Genomic DNA, 20,049 nt, shown 5'->3' with positions numbered 1-20,049 from the left:
GGGCGAACGCCATGCTGGACAAACCCGCCTCCGCCCTGCGCCTCCGCGAGCGGCTGATCGAATCCGAACGGCTCATGGACGAGACCGGCTGCTATGACGGCATTACCGATCTCGAACTGCGCAACCAGGATCCGCTGAAATTCGAGACGCTGCACACCAAGCTGCGCGCCTACTGCGTCTCGGCGCGCGAGATGGCGCGTCGCATCTCGGCTTCGCCCGGCGTGCGCGAGGTCGGCGAGATGGTCGTCGCCATCTACACGCCCGAGGGCGACGCGATCGCGCTCTCCAACGGCATCATGGTGCATGTGCACACGATGAGCCGCTTCATCAAATGGATGATCAGACAAGGCTATGAGGAAAATCCCCGCATCGTCGACGGCGACATCTTCGCCAACAACGACGCCTTCATCGGCACCGTGCAGGTGCCCGACGTGATGGACGTGGTGCCGATCTTCCACTCGGGCAAACTCGTCGGCTGGGCGGGCGCGGTCTGCCACGAGCTGGAGGCCGGCGGCATCACGCCGGGCGGCGACGTGGCGCTGGCACAGGAGCGCTTCACCGAAGGCCTGTTCGTCTGCGCCGAAAAAGTCGGCCAGAACGACGAGTTGCGGCGCGACTACGTGATCCGCTGCGAGCGCAATCTGCGCATGCCCATCTACTGGGTGCTGGACGAGAAGGCCAAGGTCGCCTCCTGCATCGACATGCGCGAAAGCGTCAAGGCGCTGATCGACGAGATCGGCCTCGACTACTGGATGAAGGTGTCCAAGGAATTCATCGAGGAGGGCCGCCGCGCGCAGCTCGCCCGCACGCGACAACTGACCGTTCCCGGCATCTATCGGGGGCATACTTTTTACGGTCACGTCACCAAGGGCAAGCCGGGCTACCAGCCGCTCGGCGATCCCGACTGGCTCTACAACATACCGATCGAGATGGAGATCACCACGGGCGGCAAGATCATCATGGATTTCGAGGGCACGCAGCCCTGGGGCTACCATTCCATGAACTGCACGCCGGCCGGCATGGATGGCGGCATGTTCGTGACGCTGACCCAGCACATGAATTTCGAAGGCCTGGTCAATGACGGCGCCTGGATGGCAACGGAGCTGAAGCTGCCGCATGGCACCTGGACCAATCCCGACAATGAGATGGTGGCCACCGCCACGTCCTGGGCGCTGCTCTTGCCGGCCTATGGCGTCTTCCAGCGGCTCCTGTCGAGATCATTCATCGCCCGCGGCTTCGTCGAGGAGGCCTTCGTCGGCCAGGTCAACAGCCCGATGATCGAGATGGGGGGAACCAGCCAGTACGGCACGCTGTTCGGCATGGCGCATTTCGAATGCGCGGCCGCCGGTTCCGGCGCGCTTGCCATCAAGGACGGGCTGGACACCGCCTATGTCGGCTGGAACCCTGAATCCGACATGGGCAACATCGAGATCTGGGAACAGAACATGCCGATGGTCTATATCGGCCGCTCGATCGTTGCCAATTCCGGGGGCGCCGGCAAATATCGCGGCGGCTGCGCCTTCCTGTCGACCTGGCTGGTCAGCAAGACCGACCATCTCCGGCTGGTCACCTCGGAACACTCCTCGCGCGTCTTCGACAATGGCGGGCTCTGCGGCGGCTATCCGGCGCCGACCTGCCAAAAACACCGTGCGGTGCGCGACAGCAACATCTTCGAGCTTGCACAAAAGGGCGCGCCGCTGGCGCACCATACCGGCACCAATCCTTATCGTTCCGAACTCGAGGTCCGGCTCGAAGGCCAGCACGTGACGATGGAAGGGCCCTATATCACCGCACCCCACAAAACCGGCGACGTGTTCACCCATTCCTACAATGGCGGGGGCGGCTATGGCGACGTGCTGGAGCGCGACCCGCTCAAGACAGCATCGGACGTCGAGAACGGCTATCTCACCAGGGAAGCTGCCGAAAATATCTTCGGGATCGTGCTTGACGAGGACGAGGACGGCTATCCCGTCGCCGATCTCGAAGCCACCAAGCGCCACCGCGCCGAGACGCGGTCGCGCCGGCTCGCTCGGGCCAGGCCGGTCTCGGAGTGGTTGGCCAAGGAGCGCGAGCGGGTGAAGGCGGCCGATTTCGCACCCGAGGTGAAGAAGATGTATGCCAGCGCCATCAAGCTCTCGCCGCGCTTCACCAGGGATTTTTCAAGCTTCTGGGATGTCGACGCCAAATCGACCTTCGGCGTGGAGTAGGGACCATGACCTCATACAGCAAGGAAGTCATCGCCGATCTGGTCGCGGGCACGCTGCCCTGGCCGCAGACGCGCCGCGTCATGAGCGCCTACAAGGATGACGACCGGTTCTTCAAATATGTGTCGGTTTTGCAGGACCGAGTCGGCTGGAGCGATCCGATCCTGCTTCCCGTGGGCGACCACCTCTTCATCTGTCAGAGCGGCGATGAGCGGGTAACCCGTTGCGAATGCGGCCATTCCTTCGGCGACTACCGCAAGAACTGGAAGCTGAAGGCTTCGATCATCGTGCGCGACAGCGAGGAGGCGCTGCGCGAGATCTATCCCAACAGCGACCTGCCGGATCCCGAATGGATGGAAATCCGCGAGTTCATCTGCCCGCAATGCGGCACGCTGCACGAGGTCGAGGCCGCGGCGCCGGGTTATCCCATCGTGCATGATTTCGAACCCGACCTGGAAGGTTTCTACCGCGATTGGCTGGGCAAGCCGCTGGAGCCGATGGAGCCGATGGACAAGGAAAGCTGATGGCAAGGACACAAGTTTCGTCACCGGCTCCGAAGGTTATGTTGGCCTATGAAGTTCAGATACTCTCGGGACTGATGGACCGTCCCGTGCCGCGCGGAGGCCATGCCCGATGACAAACCTTTCCGGCCGCGGCGCAATCGTCACCGGTGGCTTCTCCGGAATGGGCCTGGCGATTGCCACGGCATTGGCGCAGGCCGGCGCCAATGTCGCCGTCGGTTCCTATGTCGCACCTGGCGGCGTGGAGAGATCCGACGCCGCCTACTATCCCGGCGCTGACGAGATAGAGCGCGTGCGTTCGGCTCTCGGCGCGCATGGAACGAGGATTTACACCGCCTATCTTGACGTGCGCGACAGCGACGTCACGAACCGTTTCGCGGCCGACGCCGAGGCGGCGGTGGGTCCTGTCGACATCCTGGTCAACGCCGCCGGCACCACGGCCGAGCAGCCGGTCTGCGGCCATTCCGACGCGCTGTGGGACAAGATCGTCGACACCAATCTCACCGGCGCCTTCCGCGCCACCCGCGCCGTGCTGCCCGGCATGATCGAGCGCGGCTGGGGCCGCATCGTCAACATCGGCTCGACCGCCGCCTCGGTCGGCTGGAAGGACAATCCCGCTTACTGCGCCTCCAAGGCCGGTCTCCTCGGCCTCACCCGTTGCGTGGCGCTCGAAGGGGCGGCGCATGGCGTCACCTGCGTCATGATCAGCCCGACCTGGGTCGAGACCGAACTGATGCGCCGCAACGTGGCGCAGGTCGTCGAGCGCGAGGGCAAGGGCCGCACGGCCGAGGACGCGATGGCCGAGATCGCCAGGGGCAGCCCCCAGCAGCGCATTCTCCAGCCGCAGGAGATCGCGGCGCTGGCCGTGTTCCTCTGCTCGGATATGGCCAAGGGCATTACCATGGAAAACATACAGGTCACCGGCGGAGCACTTTGGTAGCGCGCACGGCTGTTTGCGGGCCTCGATGGAGAGGCCGGCAATGGAAAGAGAAGTCCGATCCCGTCCGGGCGTGTCCCGGACCTGATCTCTCGGCGCTCGCCTGGCTGTAAGACAAGGTGACCGCATTTGCCATTGAGCGCGTGGCGCGATAGGTTATATTGCACTGCACAATGGAGATGCCGTCGATTGCACCCTTCTTACGGAGATGCCTGCCGGCTAGGCGGCGGTCCGGGGTAGGCTCGGCGAGAACCTGAGATGAAGATTCCAAAGTCCTTGCTGGTCGATCCCGAGAGGAACTCGGTCTACGGCAGTTTTGCCGTTGCCGTCTCGGTCTGGGCATTCTCCTACTCCGTCATATTCGGCCAGGTGCTGATCCTGGCCTACTATGCGGTGTGGCTGCCCCTCATCATGGTCGACTACAGGCGGTTCCTGCGGCATCTGTCCAGCGCCTGGCTGCCATTGTCGTTCGCGGCCTATGTATGCTTCTCCGTCTTCTGGTCGGACGCTCCCGGCGTCACCGCGAGAACGGCCGTCCAGTACTTCTCCCACATCGCCTGCGCCTATGTCGCGGCGCGAGCCGTCAGTGTGCGGACCCTGACGATCGGCGCCCTGGTCGGCATATTCGTCGTCCTGCTCTACTCTCTCAAGGTCGGGGCCTATTCCGAGGACGTCCTCGACGGCACTTATAATTTCGTCGGCGCCTTCGCCTCAAAGAACCAGATCGGCTTCGTCGCCTCGCTCGGCATCTATTTCAGCGTCGTCTTCATCGCCTTCCTCAGGCACGGCCGGCTGAGCCTGTTCCTGACCGTGCCGGTGGTGCTTTTGTCGGCCTATCTGCTGGTCATCTCGCATTCGGCCACCTCGATGGCCTCGACACCGGCGGTGCTGGCGCTGGTGATGCTGCTTGCCATGAGCAAGGTGCTGTCGCGACGCTACCGCCGGGTGATCTTCCTGGTCGGCACAGGCATGCTGGTCGTCGCTATCCTTGTGGCGCTGAATCTCGGCCTCATGGACTTCGTCCTCGGCCTGTTCGGCAAGGATTCGACGCTCACCGGGCGCACCTATCTGTGGGAGCAGGGCTGGAACGCCGCGCAGAGGGCGCCCATGCTCGGCGTCGGCTATGCCGCATACTGGGTCCAGGGTTTTGCCGAGGCCGAGCGCCTGTGGAACGAGTTCTACATCACCACCCGCACCGGCTTCCACTTCCACAACACCTACATCGAAGCCCTTGTCGAACTCGGCTTCGTCGGGGCGACGCTGGTTTCGCTGGTCATCCTGCGCACGCTTTACGGCCATGTCTCGGCGGTCGCGTTCGGAACATGGCGGGCGGATTCGGTCGTTCTGGCCGGCGTCATGGTGCTGCTCCTGATCCGCTCCTTCGTCGAGGTCGAGATCCTCAACCCCTACATCATGGGTTCCTTCCTGATGTATTTCAGCTTCTTCAAGCTGGCGCGACTGCCCGTTGCCCGTCCTCGCCTGTCTGCGGCAAGGATCGAAGAGGCAAATGCCGCCAGAGGCTGGAGCGGCCCCGAGCCTGGCACGGACGCCGCTCGATGAATACCGATCGGTTTCCCGTTTGGGATTGCGTCAAAGCAAGGCGATAGAGCGGCTGGCGATTCCCTCAAACGCCGCCCCGCTCCAGCAATTTCAGGAAAGTGTGTACGGCTTCCCCGGGAAACGCGCGCAGCGCTTTCCGTCCGGAATTGCGCAAAAACAAAGGGATAGAGCAGCTCACCGTTTTCGTGAACGGTGAGCTGCTCTTATCTCGGCCGTTCGACCACTTACTGGCTGGGCATTGGCGCCAGCTTGACCTTGATCACATCGCCCGGCAGCACCGGCGTGTCTTCCTTGACCGCAATCTCGCTCGTCTTGCCGTCGGCAGCGCGCAGCAGTGAATAGATCAGGGTGGGCTCTTCGTTGGTTGCGCTGGCGGCCACGGTGGCGGGATCGGTGGCCTGGGCCATCAATCCTTTCTGCATGTTGACCCTCAGCGCGGCCTCGTTCAGGTCGGCTTCGGTCTGCTGCCGGTCGGCGGCGAGGCTCGAGCTCAGCGTGTTCTGGGCATCGATGGCATCCTGCGTTGCCTTGCTGATCGCTTGCTTGGCGGTGAGGATGGCCGTTTCGTAGTCCAGGATCTTGCCCTGAAGGTCGGTGACGGACTGCTGCGAATCCAACAGTCTTGCGTTGGCGACCAGGCCTTTCTGGGCCAGCGGACCGATGCTGGTGAGTTGCTGCTGCGCCAGGTCGACCTGCTTCTGCTGGTTGACGATCTTCTTCTGCAGCGATTCGATCTCGGCCTGCAGGACCCCTTTCAGGTCGCTGAGCGCCTCGAGCTTCAGCTTCAGCGCCTTCTGGTCAGCCGTGAGGATCGTCATCTCGTCCGCGACGATGGCTTGCAGTCTCGGATCGCCCTCGACCTCCTTCGGCACGTCGAAGCTGGACTTGCCCGCAAGGTCGGCATCGATGCGCGCGCGCTTGACGATCAGTCGAACGCGCTGATCGTCATATATGTCGAAATTGCCTTTGGCGGTGACCAGGTCCTTGCCGAGCTGCGGGCCGTAGTCGGCGCTTCGCCGGATGCCGCCCGCGATGCTGACCGCCTTCAGCACCGTAAGATCGGGCACATAGGGGAATTGGCCGGGGTTCTGCACCTCGCCCGAAATATAGAACGGCCGGAACTGCGCCATTTCGACCGATGCCTCGGGCCGGTCCGACAAGGCGAGCTTGTGCTGCAGCGCCTCGCCGATCGCCGCCGCGACTTCGGCCGTTGTCTTGCCGGATGCCGGCAGCTCGCCGACGAAAGGCACCGACAGCATTCCGGCCGGCCCGACCGTGTATACGCCATTCACCGCCGACCAGTCGCGGAACGTGCCTTCGACGGTCTGCCACTCCGCGATACGGATGGTGAGCTTGTCTTGCGATCCGAGATGGTACTCGTCGGCAAGGGCGATCCGAGGCAGGGCGAGCGACAGGGCCAGGCAGCTGGCCACGAGCCGCAAACGCCGCGAGCGGCCCGAATGCGGGCCGCTGCAAAAAACTTCGAACATGTCTATCTTCAACTGAATGTTCCGATCCGCTTTGGCCCCACCAGCCCGATGAGCCTGCGCCCGATGCCTGCCGGGAGAAATCTCCCGCGTGCGATCCGGTTCGCGACCGCTCAGTAGCAGCCGCGCGACATCCAGACAGCCGGAACTGTCTTGATGATGATGCGAATATCCTCAAAAAGTGACCAATTCTCGACATAGTGGCGATCGAACGCGACGCGGCTGTCATAGGAGACGTCGTTGCGGCCGCTGACCTGCCACAGGCCGGTCAGGCCGGGGCGGGACTTCAGGTAATACACGGCGGCGCTGCCATAGATCTCCAGTTCGTCGCGCACGACCGGGCGAGGTCCAACAAGGCTCATGTCGCCCTGAAGGATGTTGATGACCTGCGGCAACTCATCGAGACTGAGTTTCCTCAGGACCGCGCCGACCCGGGTGACTCGCGGATCGTTCTTCAGCTTGCGGGTGGCTATCCATTCCGCCTTGGCTTCCGGATTGGCCGCCAGATAGGCAGCCAGCACCCTTTCGCCGTCCGGCACCATGGTGCGGAACTTGAGACAAGGGAAAACCCGTCCGCCACGCCCGATTCGCCGGTGACCGTAAAAAATCGATCCGCCATCGGAGAATTTGACGAGCAGCGCTATCATCACGAACAGCGGGCTGAGAGCGATCAGGGCGGCCAGTGAACCGGCAATATCGAAACTGCGCTTGATAAGGCCGCCGATCGGCGGTGGAAAATCGACGCCAGCCTGCGAAAACTCCGCTGTGGCCGACTTGGCAACATCCCTCATGCCAAAACTCCATGCGTTGACCGGATGGTTTACGGCACGATATCAAAAAAATGTTGCAGCGCAACACACAATTTCCCGCACCTTTGAAATAGTCACGTCATGAATTGACTAAATAATAAGCGTGCCCTGCACAAATTTCGGAATATTTAGCACATTTATGACAATAAATGGGCATAGCCGGAAAAATAGAGGCGCTTTTGGGGCAACTTCTAGGCGGGGCGTTCTTTATGCCCTTGAATGGAGCTCGTTGGTGCTTTAGCGCGGCACGATATTCGGTGGTATTCATATAAAATACTATTCAATATTGTAGATTCTACTGAAAAACACCAAAGAGCCGAAGTTGCGCGTAATCCCGTCGTGTGCGTTGCAGCATGAGCGAGTCGAGCGCAAAAGCTCACCTAAAAATAAATGCAGTTGCCCTTGCGGCCTTTTGCTCGCCTTAATAGAATTGCAAATTATACCTGTCAAAGTGGCGACAGGTTGAAAGGCCGGAAGCAACCGGCCGGGAGCGGGCGACTTAACAAGCCCGCATGACAAGGGACGACGCTCGGGTGGGGCAACGATTGGAATATACCCGGGCCGGTTTGTGGGCTGTTGGGTATGTCGCTTCCAAAATTCATCGTTGGGATGATTTTCGCTCTTGCGATCGTCGTTGGCTGGTCATGGCTGGGCGGCGCTTCAATAGGCACGACGCTGCTGCGCGTCATCATTTGTGCCGTGGTCATCCAGGCGGGCTACTTCGTGCTCGTCTATGCCATGATCGTCAAAAGCGCGCCGACGCCGGCCGACAGGACACGCGAGGCCGAAAGAAAGCTGAGTTCGGCCGAGGTGGCCGAGGGTGAAAAGCTCGGCGGCGCCGGGCGAAGCCTTCACTGACCCAGACCAGGCTGGCCTCAGGCCACGTCGGCGGGTTCGGACTGAGATTGTTCGCCCGAAAGCATCCGGGACAACCGGCTTCCTGCTTTCGCCTTCAGCCGCCGATATTGCCCGACCTCGACGACACGGCCGTTTTCCATCGCGACCACCCAGTCGGCGAACGCGATCATCGATGGCCGGTGCGCGATGGTCAGGATCGTCATCGAGCCGCGCAGCCCGTCGATCGATTGCGCGATCAGTGCCTGGTTTTGCCAGTCGAGCGCGCTGGTCGCCTCATCCAGGATGAGCAGTGACGGCTTGCGCAGCAAGGCGCGCGCCAGCGCGATCCGCTGGCGTTCGCCGCCCGACAACCGCACGCCGCGGTCGCCGACCACCGTTTCCAGCTTGAGGTCGAGCCGTTCGACGAATTCGGCCGCATGGGCCGATCGCAATGCGGCCCACAGTTCATCGTCGCTTGCTTGCTGTGCGGCCAGGCGTAGGTTCGCCGCGATCGTGTCGTGCAGGAGAAACACGTCCTGCGGCACGTAGGCGACCTGGTCGCGCCAGCCCCGGCGATTGGCGGCGTCGATCTCGACGCCATCGACGAGGATCGTGCCGGCTGTCGGCTCGAGCAGGCCGAGCAGCATGTCGGCGATCGTGCTCTTGCCTGATCCCGAAGGGCCGATAAGGGCGGTGACCTTGCCGGCCGGAAGGCCGAAGGTGATGTCGCTCACCACCGTCTTGGCGGCGCCGTCCTCGTAGGCGAAGGAGACGCCGCGAACATTCAGTCCGAAATCGAGCGACAGCTTTCGAGCGTCCTGGATCCCGGCATGGCCAGGTTCCCGCTGGGCGTCGAAACGCATCTGCAGACTACGCATCGCGGCATAGGCGGGCAGGTTGATCAGGACCTGCTGCGCCTGCGTCTGCATGTCCATGAAGCGCGGCGCGATGCGCATGAAGACCAGTAGCAGCACCACGATCTCGGCCAGTGAGAGGTCGAAGCGAACCAGCGCAACATAGATGAACAGGCTCAAGCCGATCACGCTCGCCACCTGGAACAGGGCGGTGCCGGTCGAACTGTTGCGCACATAGGCGATGTTGTCGGCCTTCATTCTTTCAAGTGTCGCCTGCAACTGCGCGAAATAGGTCGCCTCGATGTTCAGGCTCTTGGCCACCTTGATGCCGCCGAGGAATTCCGAGACCGTCCGGTATTGATCCTGGCGGTTGGTGGTCAGGACCTGGCCAAAGGCGGTGGCCCGCGACCGGAATGGCCGCAGCGCGAGGAACATCAGCATGCCGATGACCACGGCGAACAGCGTCATGACCGGCGAAATGAACATGGAGATCACGAGATAGCCGGCCAGAAGCACGGCGATCTGCACCAGCATCAGCAGCGAGAAGGCCGCGCCCTGGACGCGGTCTATGTCCCCGGTCAGCGCATGGTCGAGGTCGGAGCCGCGCATGCGCGTGAAGACGCCCCACCGTGCCTTGCCGATGCTTTCGAACAGGTTCATGCGCAGGCGGTTGATGAAATCGAAGAGAAGCCTGGCCATGTAGACCGACTTGAAGCGGTTGAAGGCGGCCTGCAGCGCGACCAGCGCCACCAGCATGCACAACATCGTGGTCAGCTTCAGCGTGCCGTCCGGCACCAGCCAACGCATGAAATCATTGTCGGGCAGCTTGATCGCGAAGTCCTGGCCGGAGCGTCCGACCAGCTGCAACAGCGGAACCAGCAACAGGATGGAGATGCCTTCGGTCAGGCTGCCCAGGATCAGGAAGAGCAGCGCCGTCCAGGCCCGCCGCCCGCCTATCTGGGCGATAACGGCGCCGAACCCGGCGATTTCCCGAAACAATGACGGGCGAAGGAGCGATGATTTCGACATCTCCTGCTATCCCTGTCCGGCCATCAGGTCATGCTCGACGAGGCTCACGACCTCGCCGATCCTGTCGAGGCCCGTCGGCACTTCGAGCCTGCACACGCCGACGCGATCGGCGAGCCGTGCGCAATGCCCGAGATGCGCCGCCGCGAAATCGCCGACCAGGGCGGCGCGGCCGAAACGCGTGACGTATGAAAATCTGATCACGGCCGGCAAAGCGGCGATGCCGGGCATGGGCGAGATCTCAGCCTTTCGGCCGCGCTCGAGAATATAGATGCGGGTCGCCGGAATCCTGTCGCGCGAGAACGCCCCGTGCAATCGGTGCTGGGCCTTGTTGATGGCCGGATGCACCTGCGGCCGCACTTGTGCCCCTTCGAGCGAAATCGCGGCAGCCGCGTCGGCCGCCAGCTTGATCTGGGGAAAACCCGGCACGATCATCGGCTCGTCCGGATGGCTGAGATCGAGCGCCACGACGTCATCGGTAAGCAGTTCGTGCCCGGCACGGATCATGGTGCTTGCCGTCGTCGATTTGCCGGCGCCCTTGTCGCCCATGAAGATGGCGCTTTTGCCGGCAATCGCGACGGCGCTGGCATGCAGCACGAGCAGGCCGCGCTGGTGCAGGATGAGCGCCATCACCGGTCCCAGCAGCGGGAACGCGATCAGCGCATCGTCGATGCCGGGCGCCGGCTCGACCTCGATGCGGCAGGCGTCGCTGATCAGGAACGCGCCGACGGCGTGCCATGCCAGATATTGCCGATCCGGTTCGAAGTGGAAAATGGTCGCGGCCTCGGGCGAAGGCTTCGGCATATCGATCGCGCCGACGCTGATCACGATATCCGCCGCTGCCGGTTCGGCCGGCTCCAGTTCTGGCAATGTCACCTCGGAAGCGATGGTCAGGCCGTAGGCTCGATAAAAACGGCGCTGTCCGCGCGGCCAGCCTTGCGCGTGCGCGCGGAGGGCCAGCGGCTCGTTCAACGGCGTCATGCGGCACTCCCGGCGCGCTGCACCTGCCGCAGCCACAGCGACAGCGACGCCGAGCGCCAGACATACTGGACATCGAGCGGCGCCGGCCGGTCGGGCCGACTGAGCAGCCGGGCATAGGCAGCCTTCACGGCCGGCAGGTTTATGTAGGGCTCGATGCGGCCGGCGTCCGGGCCGAGCACCTGTTCCAGGAGGTCGCGGTGGTTGCGCAGCATGCCGTTGACGAGATTGCCGGTGAAATCGATCTTGTCGCGCCGCCACTGGACCGCCGCCGGCAGCACGTCTTGCATGGCGCGGCGCAGCACGTACCGGCCAAAACCGCGGCTGAGCTTCTCCTCGCCCGGCAACGCCAGGCAGAACTCGACCAGCGGCTTGTCCCAGAAGGGATAACGAGGTTCGACGCCGAAATTGGCGGCCGCCTTGTCGAGGACTTCGAAAGCATGCGGCACATAGCCGTTGGAAAGAATCCAGCGGTGGGTCAGCGCCTCGCTGGCGCTGACGTCGGCCGGCTTGTAGCCGGCTCGGTGAACCCGCTCGATAAGCTCGGTGCGGCCGGCAAGATCGGCATTGATCAGGTCGCGCCAGCTTCCGCCTTGCGAAGCCTGGGCTGGTTTTCGCAGCCTCTGCAGGAGCCGGTTCGCGGTGTGCCTGAGCCTGGCCACGCGCCAGGCGGGTCCGTAGATGGTCAGGAACTGGAAGTACATGCCGAGCATGCCGTCGCCATAGGTGTTGGAAGCGCTGCGGATCTCGCGCCACAGCTCCAGCCACTTGCCTGCATTGGCAAGCTCGTGCAGATGGCCGTGCCCCTGCGATACGACTTCGTCCCCGCCATGGCCGTCGAGAAGCACCTTGACGCCTTTGGCGCCCGCCGTCCTGTAGACCTCCCGGGTGAGCGTAAGGCCCGGCGCCAGGAACGTTCCTTCCTGCTCTTCCAGCACCCGTTCGAATTCCGCGAACGGCGCGTAGTTGCCGACCGGGATCAGCGTGCCGTCGACGCGCCCTTGTTCCAGCACCGCGTCTATGAAGGGGGTTTCGTCCATCGCCGAACCGCGTTCGAAAACCAGCGAAAAGGTGGGCAGCCTCGGCTTTCTCTCGGACAGGTTTTGCCGGCCCGCCACGCAGGCGATCGAAGAGGAGTCCAGGCCGCCGCTCAGCATGGCCCCGACCGCCGCGCTTCCGCGCATGCGGTTGCGCACGGACTGCGAGAAGAGGTGGGCGAATTCCTCGGCGGCGTCCGGCCGCATAGGCCGCGACGACGGCTCGATCTTCCAGTATCGCTGCAGCGTCACGCGCTGCCCCGTCACAGTGAGGCTGTGGCGCGCCGGGAGGCGGAAAATATCGGTATAAGGCGTCGCTTGCGGATCGTCTGGCAGCCCTGCCAGGAAACCCGAGATCTGATGTTCGCTGAGGCGGGCGCCGGCGCTGGTGACGCCAAGGATCGGGCCGATTTCGGAGGCAAAGACAAAGCGCTGCCCGTCCGCGTGATAGTAGAACGGTTTGACGCCGAAATGATCGCGCGCGCAAAACAGCACCTGCCGCTCGGCATCCCAGATGGCGAAGGCGAAGTCGCCTTGCAGGTGCACGGGACAGGCTTCGCCCCAGCGCAGATAGGCCCACATCAGGAGCACGGCGTCGGCAACCGATGCGTCGCGGACGCCGAGCCGTGCCGTCAGCTCGTCGCGATTGTCCAGGCGGCAATCCGCGGTGACGGCCAGTTTGCCGCCCGCCATCGTCAGCGGGCCGGGGCCGGCTTCATCGGTCGTGTTGAGCCAGGCGTGGCCGAGCGCGACAGCCTTGTCGGTCCACCACGAACTGCCGTCGCGGGCGCGATGACGCATGCGGGCCAGCATGCGCTGGATATCAGCTGCGGACTCCGGCGCCTCGTGCCCGTGCAGGATACCGGCCACGCCGCTCATCAGTCATTGACCATAGTCGACGAGAGGGACAAACCTGTCTATCGAGCCGCCAAGGACGACATGGTTGCCGCTGATCAGCCAGGCATGCGCCTTCAGCTGCCGGCCGGTGTCGCGCTCGATGCCGATGCGGATCTTCGAGGCGTTGCCCTGGCGGGCGAGAATGTACTGGCCGGCGAGCGCCTGGGTGAGGCAGCTTGCGCGCGGCACCAGGCGGGCCGCGGCGGCAACGCCCCAGGCGACACGGCGCAGCTCTCCCGTGCTGGCGCATTCACGCGCCTCCAGCCGGGTGACGATGCCGCGAAGGCGGTTGTAGGAGAACAGGGTCAGCCCCAGGCGAACGGCCGCGACCACCAGCAGGCAGCGGCAGAGGAACAGCATTTCCGGGCCACTCAGGGAGAGAGCTCGAAGCCGACGCCGCCGGTGCTTCGTCTGGTCGGGACTTTTCTCCGTCGCAGGTTCTTGCCGCAAAACCGTGACCCGCTTTTGCGGAACCTGCCTAGACAGGTTCCTCATGATGCAGCCTCGCAAGTCCGCTATCGGCCAGACCTTTCAACAGCGCGTCGACATCGGCCCTGCAGCGCTCGGCGTCGACATCATAGCGCGCGAGCACGGCCCGGCGGATTTCGGCAATTGGTTTCGGCTCCTGAATCAGCTCCCAGATGAACGTGCCTACCCCGTTGAGGCTGTAGTAGATGTTGGATTTCAGGTTAAGAAGCGCCAGGCCATTGCCGAATTCGCAGGCAACCGCTTCCTTGGTCGCACTTACGCGATCGTGGTCAGATGGGTTCCAGTTCATCCGAAAACCTCGTTTGCTACACACTGTCCGCAATGCGTGCCGACCATTCTGGCGATGAAGAAAAGCCGGGTCAGGCAATGAAGAGAAGCCGGGATTTTCACCCCGACTCCCTGTATGGTTCTTGGATTCCAGAGGCCCAACGTGTCCCTCCAGAATCAGGACAGGTTCAGGAGAACGTCAGGTCGCCAATCGGCGTGTGCGCAGGAAATGCTGCGTCGAGCGCCGTGTTGCCGCCACCGCCCTGAGTGATGGTTTCAATCGAACCATGAACCGTCAGGCTGGGCGTTTCGTACTCCTGTTTTTCAACATTCTGTTCCATTTTACACTCCATCAAGGACTGGAAACGGCCTGTCGATTGCCGGCGGCACTTTCATGCTGCGATGCAATAGCTGCATGGCAGCATTTATGAGTCAAGCCTGATTTACCGCGCATTAATCAATTATGGACTGCGCGCGCAGACACAGTCGTGAGTAACGATCTCAAGCTTTGGCCTTGATCGCCTCGAGATCCCTGCATATGGGCCTAATGCACTAGGTCAGCATAAGAAATTGATTTGCATATATAAACTTTTTAAGCCCTGTCACTTCAAGGCATGGCGACAATAATGCCCTAGCGCCGGGTCTCCCGGTAGGTTTGCTACGGAACGCCGAAAAGGCCACTCGTCCCCTGGGGTCCAGCAGTTCTCCTCATCGTTCGCCCGAGCCGGTTTCGATAAACGTCGGGGCCGGATTTTTGCGCTGCAAAAGGAAAAACTGGACGGCGCAAAAGTTTTTGGCGATGCTTGCTTCGCACCTGCAGCATAGGCGTCGCGCCGATCGCTTCTGGAGAACCGTGCGCCCGATGGCCCTGACCGAACGTTCATATGAGCGACTGCGCGCCGCCGATTGCGCCAGCGAGATCGCCTATGTGCAGGCCTGTCTGCGGCTGTTCTTCGCGGCGCGATCCGGCGCCGCGCCCGGCGATGCCTCCGGCCTCTCCGTAACCAATGTCACCGACATAGCCAGGTTGAACAAGGTCGCGACCTTTATCCTCAAGGTGCTGTCGAGCGCACCCGCGAACGGGCCGCCGGCCCAGCTCTCCCAATGGCTCGACGCCTACCGCCGGAAGACCGTTTCGATGAACGCGTCCTGCATCATGGATTCGATGGCGATCCAGGCGGCGCTGCGCGACAGGCAGATCGATTTCGTTTTCCTGAAAGGTCCCTTCCAGCAGCATCTGCTTTACGACGACCATTTCATGAAGCCTTCGGGCGATGTCGACATATTGGTGGCGCCGGGCGGGTTTTTCAGGGCGCGCGAGGCGCTCCGCTCGATCGGCTACGAGATCGCCGGCAAGTCGCGCTCCGTCTGGTGGGTCCGTTTCCTCGGCGAACAGCACATGATCCGCGGCGACGGGCCGACGCAGTCCACCGTCGACCTGCATTATCGGCTCCAGCAACCCGGCTCGCCCAGCCCGCGCGACGCGGATGGCTTCCTGCGGCGCAAACGGCAGGTCGAGATCACCGGCGTCGAGGTGCCGTTCACATCGGTGGCCGACACTCTGCTGTTGTCCTGCATCAGCGTCGCCAAGGCGCTTTTTAACCGGGAACCCTGCGCCGGTTACGTCTGCGACGTGCGCGCCAGCGCCGACCGCTTGGACGAAGCCGAGCAGCAGCGCCTGCTCGACGCCGCCGCGGCGCAGGGGCTGGACGACACGCTGCTGCTTGGCCTGCGCGCCGCCGACGTGCTCCTCGGCGGCGCCGACACGCTCTTGTCGCAGCGCGCCGCGCGGATTCTGTCGCGCATCGGCAATGAGGATCTGCTCAACATGGTCATCGCGCCATGGCTGTCATCCCTGCGATGGCCGCAGCGGCGCACCGTGCTGTGGGAGTTGTGCGGTCGTGCGCCGGTCCGCTATCTGGCGGAAGCCGGCTGGGCGGCATCGGCCGACATCAGCCGCCGCATCTTCGAACGGCAGGGCAGCCCGTGACGGGAAGCCTGTCGGGCATCGAACACGTACAGGGCGAGGGCAGAATGGAACCTGTGCAAGAGGCAAATTCATGTCGATGACAAAATCAAAGGTCTGCGTGATCATCGCGGCCCGAAACGCGGCGCGAACAATCGCGGTCGCCATCGCGTCCGCGCTGCGCGAACCGGAAGTGGCCGAAGTCGTCGTCGTCGATGACGCCTCCACCGATGACACGGCCCAAGTCGCCCGCGCCGCCGATGACGGCAGCGACCGGCTCGCGGTGATCCGTCTCGACGTCAATCGCGGCCCCTCCTTCGCCCGCAACGCCGCCATCGCCGCCTCGCAATCGCCATTCATCGCCATTCTGGACGCCGACGACTTCTTTCTCGCGGGCAGATTTCACAATCTGTTTGCCGGCGCGGACTGGGATTTCGCGGCCGACAACATCATGCTCATCAGGGACGACGCCTTGAGCGATGTCACCCAGATCGTCGCACCGCAGTTCGCGGCCGAGCCGGAATTCCTCGACCTGGAGCGCTTCGTCGAAGGCAACATCTCCAGGCGCAACGTGCGCAGAGGCGAACTCGGTTTCCTCAAGCCGGTGATCAGCCGCGCTTTTCTCGACAGGCACGGCTTGCGCTATGACGAGAGCTTGCGTCTGGGCGAGGATTACGAACTCTACGCGCGCGCGGTCGCCAGCGGCGCGCGCTTCAAGGTCATCCGCTCCTGCGGTTACGGCGCCATCGTGCGGGCCGATTCGCTGAGCGGCCGCCACAAGACCCAGGACCTGAAGCGTCTTGCCGACGCCGACCTGGCGCTGCTGGCGATCGACAGCCTGCCTGAGGGTTCCAAAGCGGTGCTGCGCCGCCACGAGCGCCACGTGCGCGACAAATACCGGCTGCGCAATTTCCTCGACGTCAAGGCCGAGCGGGGCCTGGCGTCGGCCGCGGCCTATGCCTTCGCAAGCCAATCCAACCTGGTTCCCATCGTCCAGGGCGTGGCGTCCGACAAGCTCGAGGCGCTGTTTCGCCGCGTCGGGTTCGCCTCCCGTCGTCAACATGTGCCGCCAATGCGTTTTCTCATGGCCGGCACCAGCACGGGCAAGCAGCCTTGAATGCGGGCGTCCGGCCGCGCTCTTGCCAGCCCGTCGCGCAAAGCATTTCCGGCGGATTTATGAGTTTACGAATTGGGTGGTTGCCTAGCCGGCCGGAGGATGGCAGTCTATGTTGCGGTGCAGCAATTAGGATGGCCAATGAACCGGCCTCCGATCGGACTGCCCGATATTGAACCGGTAAGGGGCCCGGCCGACGGCCGGACTACCACAGGACTTTGAACGCATGGCCTCGATATTCGGCTTCAGATCAAGGAATCCGGCCCGCGACCGCCAGACCGACATCTCGCGCCTCGACCGCCTGGCGAAGCTGTTCGAGCAGATCGCGGCCGAGATCGAGGCCGAGCGAAACGGGCTGGAGAATCGCTACAAGGCGACGGCCACCAACGCCGCCTTTCTGGTCGAGGCCATGGAGAACGGCTCGGCGTCTGCGCGCCGTTCCGCCGAGGTCGATGAATTGACGACGTCGATCCTGAATTGCGAGCGCCGCATCGCGGCGCTGTCGCGCCAGAACGGCATGGTCCGGGAGCTTCGTCATTCGCTGGATATGGTTTTCGATGAGGACGGGTCGTCCGATATGACGGCCAGCGAGGGGCTCGCCAAACCGGCAGGCGCCGGCAGAGGGTGAAGGCTGAAGGGTGGATTTGGCGCGAGGCGAGAAGGCAGCTTGGGGAGGGGCTGACGAGAGAAAGAAAGCGCCGTTTGGCAACGGCTCGAATGGCTACTTTGGGTTGGGGATGCACAGCGCAAAGGTTGAGTTTCGTATGAATGCGGATCCGAGAACCACGTTCACCGTCGCAGTTCGCGGCATATCGTCAACGCGCCAGGCCAGGCAAGCCCGCCCGGGCGGTTCCACCGGACGCAGGGCTGCCCTGGTCGCGCTGGCCGCTCTCGCTGGCCTGTTCGCCGGGCCGGCGCCATCCTGGTCGCAGGATCTGAAGTCGGCGCCCTCATTCGTCGATGATTTCACCAGCTTCAACCGCCAGCGCTGGTATGTCTCCGATGGCTGGACGAATGGCGGCCATCAGAATTGCACCTGGGCGAAGGGGCAGGTCAGCCTGGCGGACGGCGTGCTGTCATTGGGTTTCGAGAAGCAGAAGACGAAGGATCGCGACTACGCTTGCGGCGAAATCCAGACCAAGCAGCGATTCGGCTACGGCACCTACGAGGCGCGCATGAAAACCGACACCGGTCCCGGCCTCAACGCGGCTTTCTTCTCCTATATCGGCCCGTCGGACAAGCAGCCCTGGGACGAGATCGACTTCGAGATCCTGACCAAGGACACGTCCAAGGTGCAGGTCAATGCCTACATCGCCGGCAAGGGCAAGAACGAGAAGCTGGTCGACGTGCCGGGCGGCACGGAAAAGGCCTTCAACGACTACGCCTTCGTCTGGCAGAAGGACAGTTTGCGCTGGTACGTCAACGGCCAACTGGTGAACACCATCACCGATCCGGCAAAGCTGCCCAGCCATGCTCAGAAGATCTTCTTCAGCCTCTGGGGCAGCGATACGATGACCGGATGGTTGGGCGCATTCGCCGATCCCGGACGCAAGCTTTCGCTGCAGATCGAGCGCGTCGCCTTCACCGCGCAGGGCGAACCCTGCCAGTTTCCGGAATCGCTGGCATGCAGCGTAAAATAGAACCTATTGGAAAAGTCGATTTGAACCGGCCGGGCCGAACACGGTCCGCTGCCCTGGACAGGAACAAAACAGAATGAATTTGACGGTGTTTGGTATCGGCTATGTCGGTCTCGTGCAGGCTGCTGTGCTTGCCGAAGTGGGCCACCAGGTCGTCTGCGTCGACATCGACGCGAACAAGGTCGAGCGGCTCAATCAAGGTCTCGTCCCGATTTTCGAGCCGGGCCTGGAAAGCATCGTGAGGGAGAACCATGCCGCCGGCCGCATCAAGTTCACCACCGACGCGGCCGCCGCCGTCAGGCATGGTGAAATCCAGATGATCGCGGTCGGCACGCCTCCCGGCGAGGATGGCTCGGCCGATCTCAAATATGTGCTGGCGGTCGCCGAGGCGATCGGCCGGGAAATGGATGCGCCCAAGATCGTCGTCGGCAAGTCGACCGTGCCGGTCGGCACCTGCGAGAAGATCAAGGCCAGGATCGCCGAAACGCTGAAGAAAAGAGGCCGCGAGGACCTGACCTTCGACGTCGCTTCCAATCCGGAATTCCTCAAGGAAGGGTCCGCCGTCGCCGATTGCATGAGGCCGGACCGCATCATCGTCGGCACATCGAGCGAGGACACCGAGGCGGTGATGCGTGAGCTCTACGCCCCCTTCAACCGCAACCACGAGAAGATGATCGTGATGGATGTGCGCAGCGCCGAATTCACCAAATACGCGGCCAATTGCATGCTCGCCACCAAGATCAGCTTCATGAACGAAATGGCGAATCTGGCCGAACAGCTCGGCGCCGACATCGAGGAGGTGCGCAAGGGCATCGGCAGCGATCCGCGCATCGGCTACCACTTCATTTATCCGGGCCTCGGCTATGGCGGCTCCTGCTTTCCCAAGGACGTGCGCGCCCTGATCAAGACCGCCGAAGGCGTCAAGTTCGACGCCAAGCTGCTGCGCGCCGTCGAGGAGCGCAACAACGAGCAGAAGTCCGTGCTGTTCGACAAGGTGAACCGCTATTTCAAGGGCAACCTCAAGGGCAAGACCTTCGCGCTCTGGGGCCTGGCTTTCAAGCCCAACACCGACGACATGCGCGAGGCGCCCGCCCGCACGCTGATGGAGGCACTCTGGAACGTCGGCGCCACCGTGCAGGCCTATGATCCCGAGGCGATGCAGGAATGCCAAGCCATCTATGGGCTGCGCGACGACCTGCTTCTGTGCGGCACCAAGGAAGCGGCGCTGCGCGGCGCCGATGCGCTGCTGATCGCCACCGAGTGGAAGAGTTTTCGCGCGCCGTCCTTCGACGCGCTGAAGGACGCGCTGACCACGCCGATCATCTTCGACGGCCGCAACCTCTATGATCCCAAGGTCATCGCCCGCCACGGCATCGAATATCACTCGATCGGCAGGATGGCGGCATGAGACCGGGTTTGGGCAATCCAA

General features: G+C 63.1%; 18 protein-coding genes. 10 read left to right on the top strand and 8 right to left on the bottom strand.

What is annotated here, in order from left to right; all coding sequences use genetic code 11:
* Positions 1-11: 11 nt before the first annotated feature.
* The 4 genes from LB545_RS16835 (at position 12) to LB545_RS16820 (ending at position 5,222) form a co-directional block, all read left to right on the top strand.
* Positions 12-2,207, top strand: coding sequence for a hydantoinase B/oxoprolinase family protein (locus LB545_RS16835; protein WP_140670766.1), 2,196 nt, complete (start codon positions 12-14; stop codon positions 2,205-2,207).
* Positions 2,208-2,212: 5 nt separating this feature from the next.
* Positions 2,213-2,728: an acetone carboxylase subunit gamma gene (locus tag LB545_RS16830; RefSeq protein WP_140670768.1), complete on the top strand. Its 516-nt coding sequence runs from the start codon at positions 2,213-2,215 to the stop codon at positions 2,726-2,728.
* A gap of 109 nt (positions 2,729-2,837) precedes the next feature.
* Positions 2,838-3,665 carry an SDR family NAD(P)-dependent oxidoreductase gene (locus tag LB545_RS16825; RefSeq protein ID WP_224705495.1) on the top strand — a complete coding sequence of 276 codons (828 nt, stop codon included), beginning with the start codon at positions 2,838-2,840 and terminating at the stop codon, positions 3,663-3,665.
* 255 nt (positions 3,666-3,920) lie between these two features.
* Positions 3,921-5,222, top strand: coding sequence for an O-antigen ligase family protein (locus tag LB545_RS16820; RefSeq protein ID WP_140670771.1), 1,302 nt, complete (start codon positions 3,921-3,923; stop codon positions 5,220-5,222).
* 224 nt (positions 5,223-5,446) lie between these two features.
* On the opposite strand, the gene LB545_RS16815 is transcribed toward LB545_RS16820, so the two are convergent.
* Together LB545_RS16815 and LB545_RS16810 are read right to left on the bottom strand one after the other, a co-directional pair.
* Positions 5,447-6,712 (bottom strand): polysaccharide biosynthesis/export family protein, encoded by a 1,266-nt coding sequence (locus tag LB545_RS16815; protein ID WP_181165291.1) that lies wholly within the window; start codon positions 6,710-6,712, stop codon positions 5,447-5,449.
* 110 nt (positions 6,713-6,822) lie between these two features.
* Positions 6,823-7,500 carry a sugar transferase gene (locus LB545_RS16810; protein ID WP_140497203.1) on the bottom strand — a complete coding sequence of 226 codons (678 nt, stop codon included), beginning with the start codon at positions 7,498-7,500 and terminating at the stop codon, positions 6,823-6,825.
* A gap of 600 nt (positions 7,501-8,100) precedes the next feature.
* Here LB545_RS16810 and LB545_RS16805 point away from each other — a divergent pair.
* Positions 8,101-8,376 carry an exopolysaccharide production repressor exox gene (locus tag LB545_RS16805; protein WP_140512914.1) on the top strand — a complete coding sequence of 92 codons (276 nt, stop codon included), beginning with the start codon at positions 8,101-8,103 and terminating at the stop codon, positions 8,374-8,376.
* 17 nt (positions 8,377-8,393) lie between these two features.
* Here the strand turns inward: LB545_RS16805 and LB545_RS16800 are convergent, their stop codons facing one another.
* The 6 genes from LB545_RS16800 to LB545_RS16775 all read right to left on the bottom strand — a co-directional run bounded on the left by LB545_RS16800 (position 8,394) and on the right by LB545_RS16775 (position 14,244).
* Positions 8,394-10,238, bottom strand: coding sequence for an ABC transporter ATP-binding protein (locus LB545_RS16800; protein ID WP_224705494.1), 1,845 nt, complete (start codon positions 10,236-10,238; stop codon positions 8,394-8,396).
* Positions 10,239-10,244: 6 nt separating this feature from the next.
* Positions 10,245-11,216, bottom strand: coding sequence for a serine kinase (locus LB545_RS16795; protein ID WP_224705491.1), 972 nt, complete (start codon positions 11,214-11,216; stop codon positions 10,245-10,247).
* The gene (locus tag LB545_RS16790) at positions 11,213-13,129 is read right to left on the bottom strand and encodes a lasso peptide isopeptide bond-forming cyclase (protein ID WP_140497195.1); all 1,917 of its coding nucleotides are present in this window, start codon (positions 13,127-13,129) and stop codon (positions 11,213-11,215) included. The genes LB545_RS16795 and LB545_RS16790 overlap by 4 nt, the downstream gene beginning before the upstream one ends.
* A gap of 3 nt (positions 13,130-13,132) precedes the next feature.
* Complete coding sequence (locus tag LB545_RS16785) at positions 13,133-13,507, bottom strand: lasso peptide biosynthesis B2 protein (protein ID WP_224618327.1); 375 nt, start codon at positions 13,505-13,507, stop codon at positions 13,133-13,135.
* A 118-nt stretch (positions 13,508-13,625) separates the two neighbouring features.
* Positions 13,626-13,925, bottom strand: coding sequence for a PqqD family protein (locus tag LB545_RS16780; RefSeq protein WP_140497191.1), 300 nt, complete (start codon positions 13,923-13,925; stop codon positions 13,626-13,628).
* A gap of 166 nt (positions 13,926-14,091) precedes the next feature.
* On the bottom strand, positions 14,092-14,244 hold the full coding sequence (locus LB545_RS16775) for a lasso peptide (protein ID WP_140497189.1): 153 nt from the start codon (positions 14,242-14,244) through the stop codon (positions 14,092-14,094).
* Positions 14,245-14,765: 521 nt separating this feature from the next.
* Between LB545_RS16775 and LB545_RS16770 the strand changes: the two genes are divergently transcribed.
* From LB545_RS16770 to LB545_RS16750, 5 genes are all read left to right on the top strand, one after another.
* On the top strand, positions 14,766-15,893 hold the full coding sequence (locus LB545_RS16770; protein WP_224705489.1) for a nucleotidyltransferase family protein: 1,128 nt from the start codon (positions 14,766-14,768) through the stop codon (positions 15,891-15,893).
* 70 nt (positions 15,894-15,963) lie between these two features.
* Complete coding sequence (locus tag LB545_RS16765; RefSeq protein ID WP_140559754.1) at positions 15,964-16,986, top strand: glycosyltransferase family 2 protein; 1,023 nt, start codon at positions 15,964-15,966, stop codon at positions 16,984-16,986.
* Positions 16,987-17,209: 223 nt separating this feature from the next.
* Positions 17,210-17,611 (top strand): hypothetical protein, encoded by a 402-nt coding sequence (locus LB545_RS16760; RefSeq protein ID WP_140512927.1) that lies wholly within the window; start codon positions 17,210-17,212, stop codon positions 17,609-17,611.
* Positions 17,612-17,747: 136 nt separating this feature from the next.
* Positions 17,748-18,623: a family 16 glycosylhydrolase gene (locus LB545_RS16755; protein ID WP_140497181.1), complete on the top strand. Its 876-nt coding sequence runs from the start codon at positions 17,748-17,750 to the stop codon at positions 18,621-18,623.
* Positions 18,624-18,696: 73 nt separating this feature from the next.
* Complete coding sequence (locus LB545_RS16750) at positions 18,697-20,028, top strand: UDP-glucose dehydrogenase family protein (RefSeq protein WP_140497179.1); 1,332 nt, start codon at positions 18,697-18,699, stop codon at positions 20,026-20,028.
* The last annotated feature ends 21 nt before the right edge of the window (positions 20,029-20,049 follow it).

This window comes from Mesorhizobium sp. BR1-1-6, assembly GCF_020165355.1.
In the GTDB taxonomy this organism is placed as follows: Bacteria; Pseudomonadota; Alphaproteobacteria; order Rhizobiales; family Rhizobiaceae; genus Mesorhizobium.
The sequence above is the reverse complement of the archived record's forward strand: the minus strand, read 5'-3'. Positions and strand labels throughout refer to the sequence as shown.

Bases quoted from the DNA above. Each gene is read 5' to 3' on its own strand.
- LB545_RS16835 (WP_140670766.1), top strand. From the start codon at position 12: ATGCTGGACAAACCCGCCTCCGCCCTGCGCCTCCGCGAGCGGCTGATC.
- LB545_RS16830 (WP_140670768.1), top strand. From the start codon at position 2,213: ATGACCTCATACAGCAAGGAAGTCATCGCCGATCTGGTCGCGGGCACG.
- LB545_RS16825 (WP_224705495.1), top strand. From the start codon at position 2,838: ATGACAAACCTTTCCGGCCGCGGCGCAATCGTCACCGGTGGCTTCTCC.
- LB545_RS16820 (WP_140670771.1), top strand. From the start codon at position 3,921: ATGAAGATTCCAAAGTCCTTGCTGGTCGATCCCGAGAGGAACTCGGTC.
- LB545_RS16815 (WP_181165291.1), bottom strand. From the start codon at position 6,712: ATGTTCGAAGTTTTTTGCAGCGGCCCGCATTCGGGCCGCTCGCGGCGT.
- LB545_RS16810 (WP_140497203.1), bottom strand. From the start codon at position 7,500: ATGAGGGATGTTGCCAAGTCGGCCACAGCGGAGTTTTCGCAGGCTGGC.
- LB545_RS16805 (WP_140512914.1), top strand. From the start codon at position 8,101: ATGTCGCTTCCAAAATTCATCGTTGGGATGATTTTCGCTCTTGCGATC.
- LB545_RS16800 (WP_224705494.1), bottom strand. From the start codon at position 10,238: ATGTCGAAATCATCGCTCCTTCGCCCGTCATTGTTTCGGGAAATCGCC.
- LB545_RS16795 (WP_224705491.1), bottom strand. From the start codon at position 11,216: ATGACGCCGTTGAACGAGCCGCTGGCCCTCCGCGCGCACGCGCAAGGC.
- LB545_RS16790 (WP_140497195.1), bottom strand. From the start codon at position 13,129: ATGAGCGGCGTGGCCGGTATCCTGCACGGGCACGAGGCGCCGGAGTCC.
- LB545_RS16785 (WP_224618327.1), bottom strand. From the start codon at position 13,507: ATGCTGTTCCTCTGCCGCTGCCTGCTGGTGGTCGCGGCCGTTCGCCTG.
- LB545_RS16780 (WP_140497191.1), bottom strand. From the start codon at position 13,925: ATGAACTGGAACCCATCTGACCACGATCGCGTAAGTGCGACCAAGGAA.
- LB545_RS16775 (WP_140497189.1), bottom strand. From the start codon at position 14,244: ATGGAACAGAATGTTGAAAAACAGGAGTACGAAACGCCCAGCCTGACG.
- LB545_RS16770 (WP_224705489.1), top strand. From the start codon at position 14,766: ATGGCCCTGACCGAACGTTCATATGAGCGACTGCGCGCCGCCGATTGC.
- LB545_RS16765 (WP_140559754.1), top strand. From the start codon at position 15,964: ATGTCGATGACAAAATCAAAGGTCTGCGTGATCATCGCGGCCCGAAAC.
- LB545_RS16760 (WP_140512927.1), top strand. From the start codon at position 17,210: ATGGCCTCGATATTCGGCTTCAGATCAAGGAATCCGGCCCGCGACCGC.
- LB545_RS16755 (WP_140497181.1), top strand. From the start codon at position 17,748: ATGAATGCGGATCCGAGAACCACGTTCACCGTCGCAGTTCGCGGCATA.
- LB545_RS16750 (WP_140497179.1), top strand. From the start codon at position 18,697: ATGAATTTGACGGTGTTTGGTATCGGCTATGTCGGTCTCGTGCAGGCT.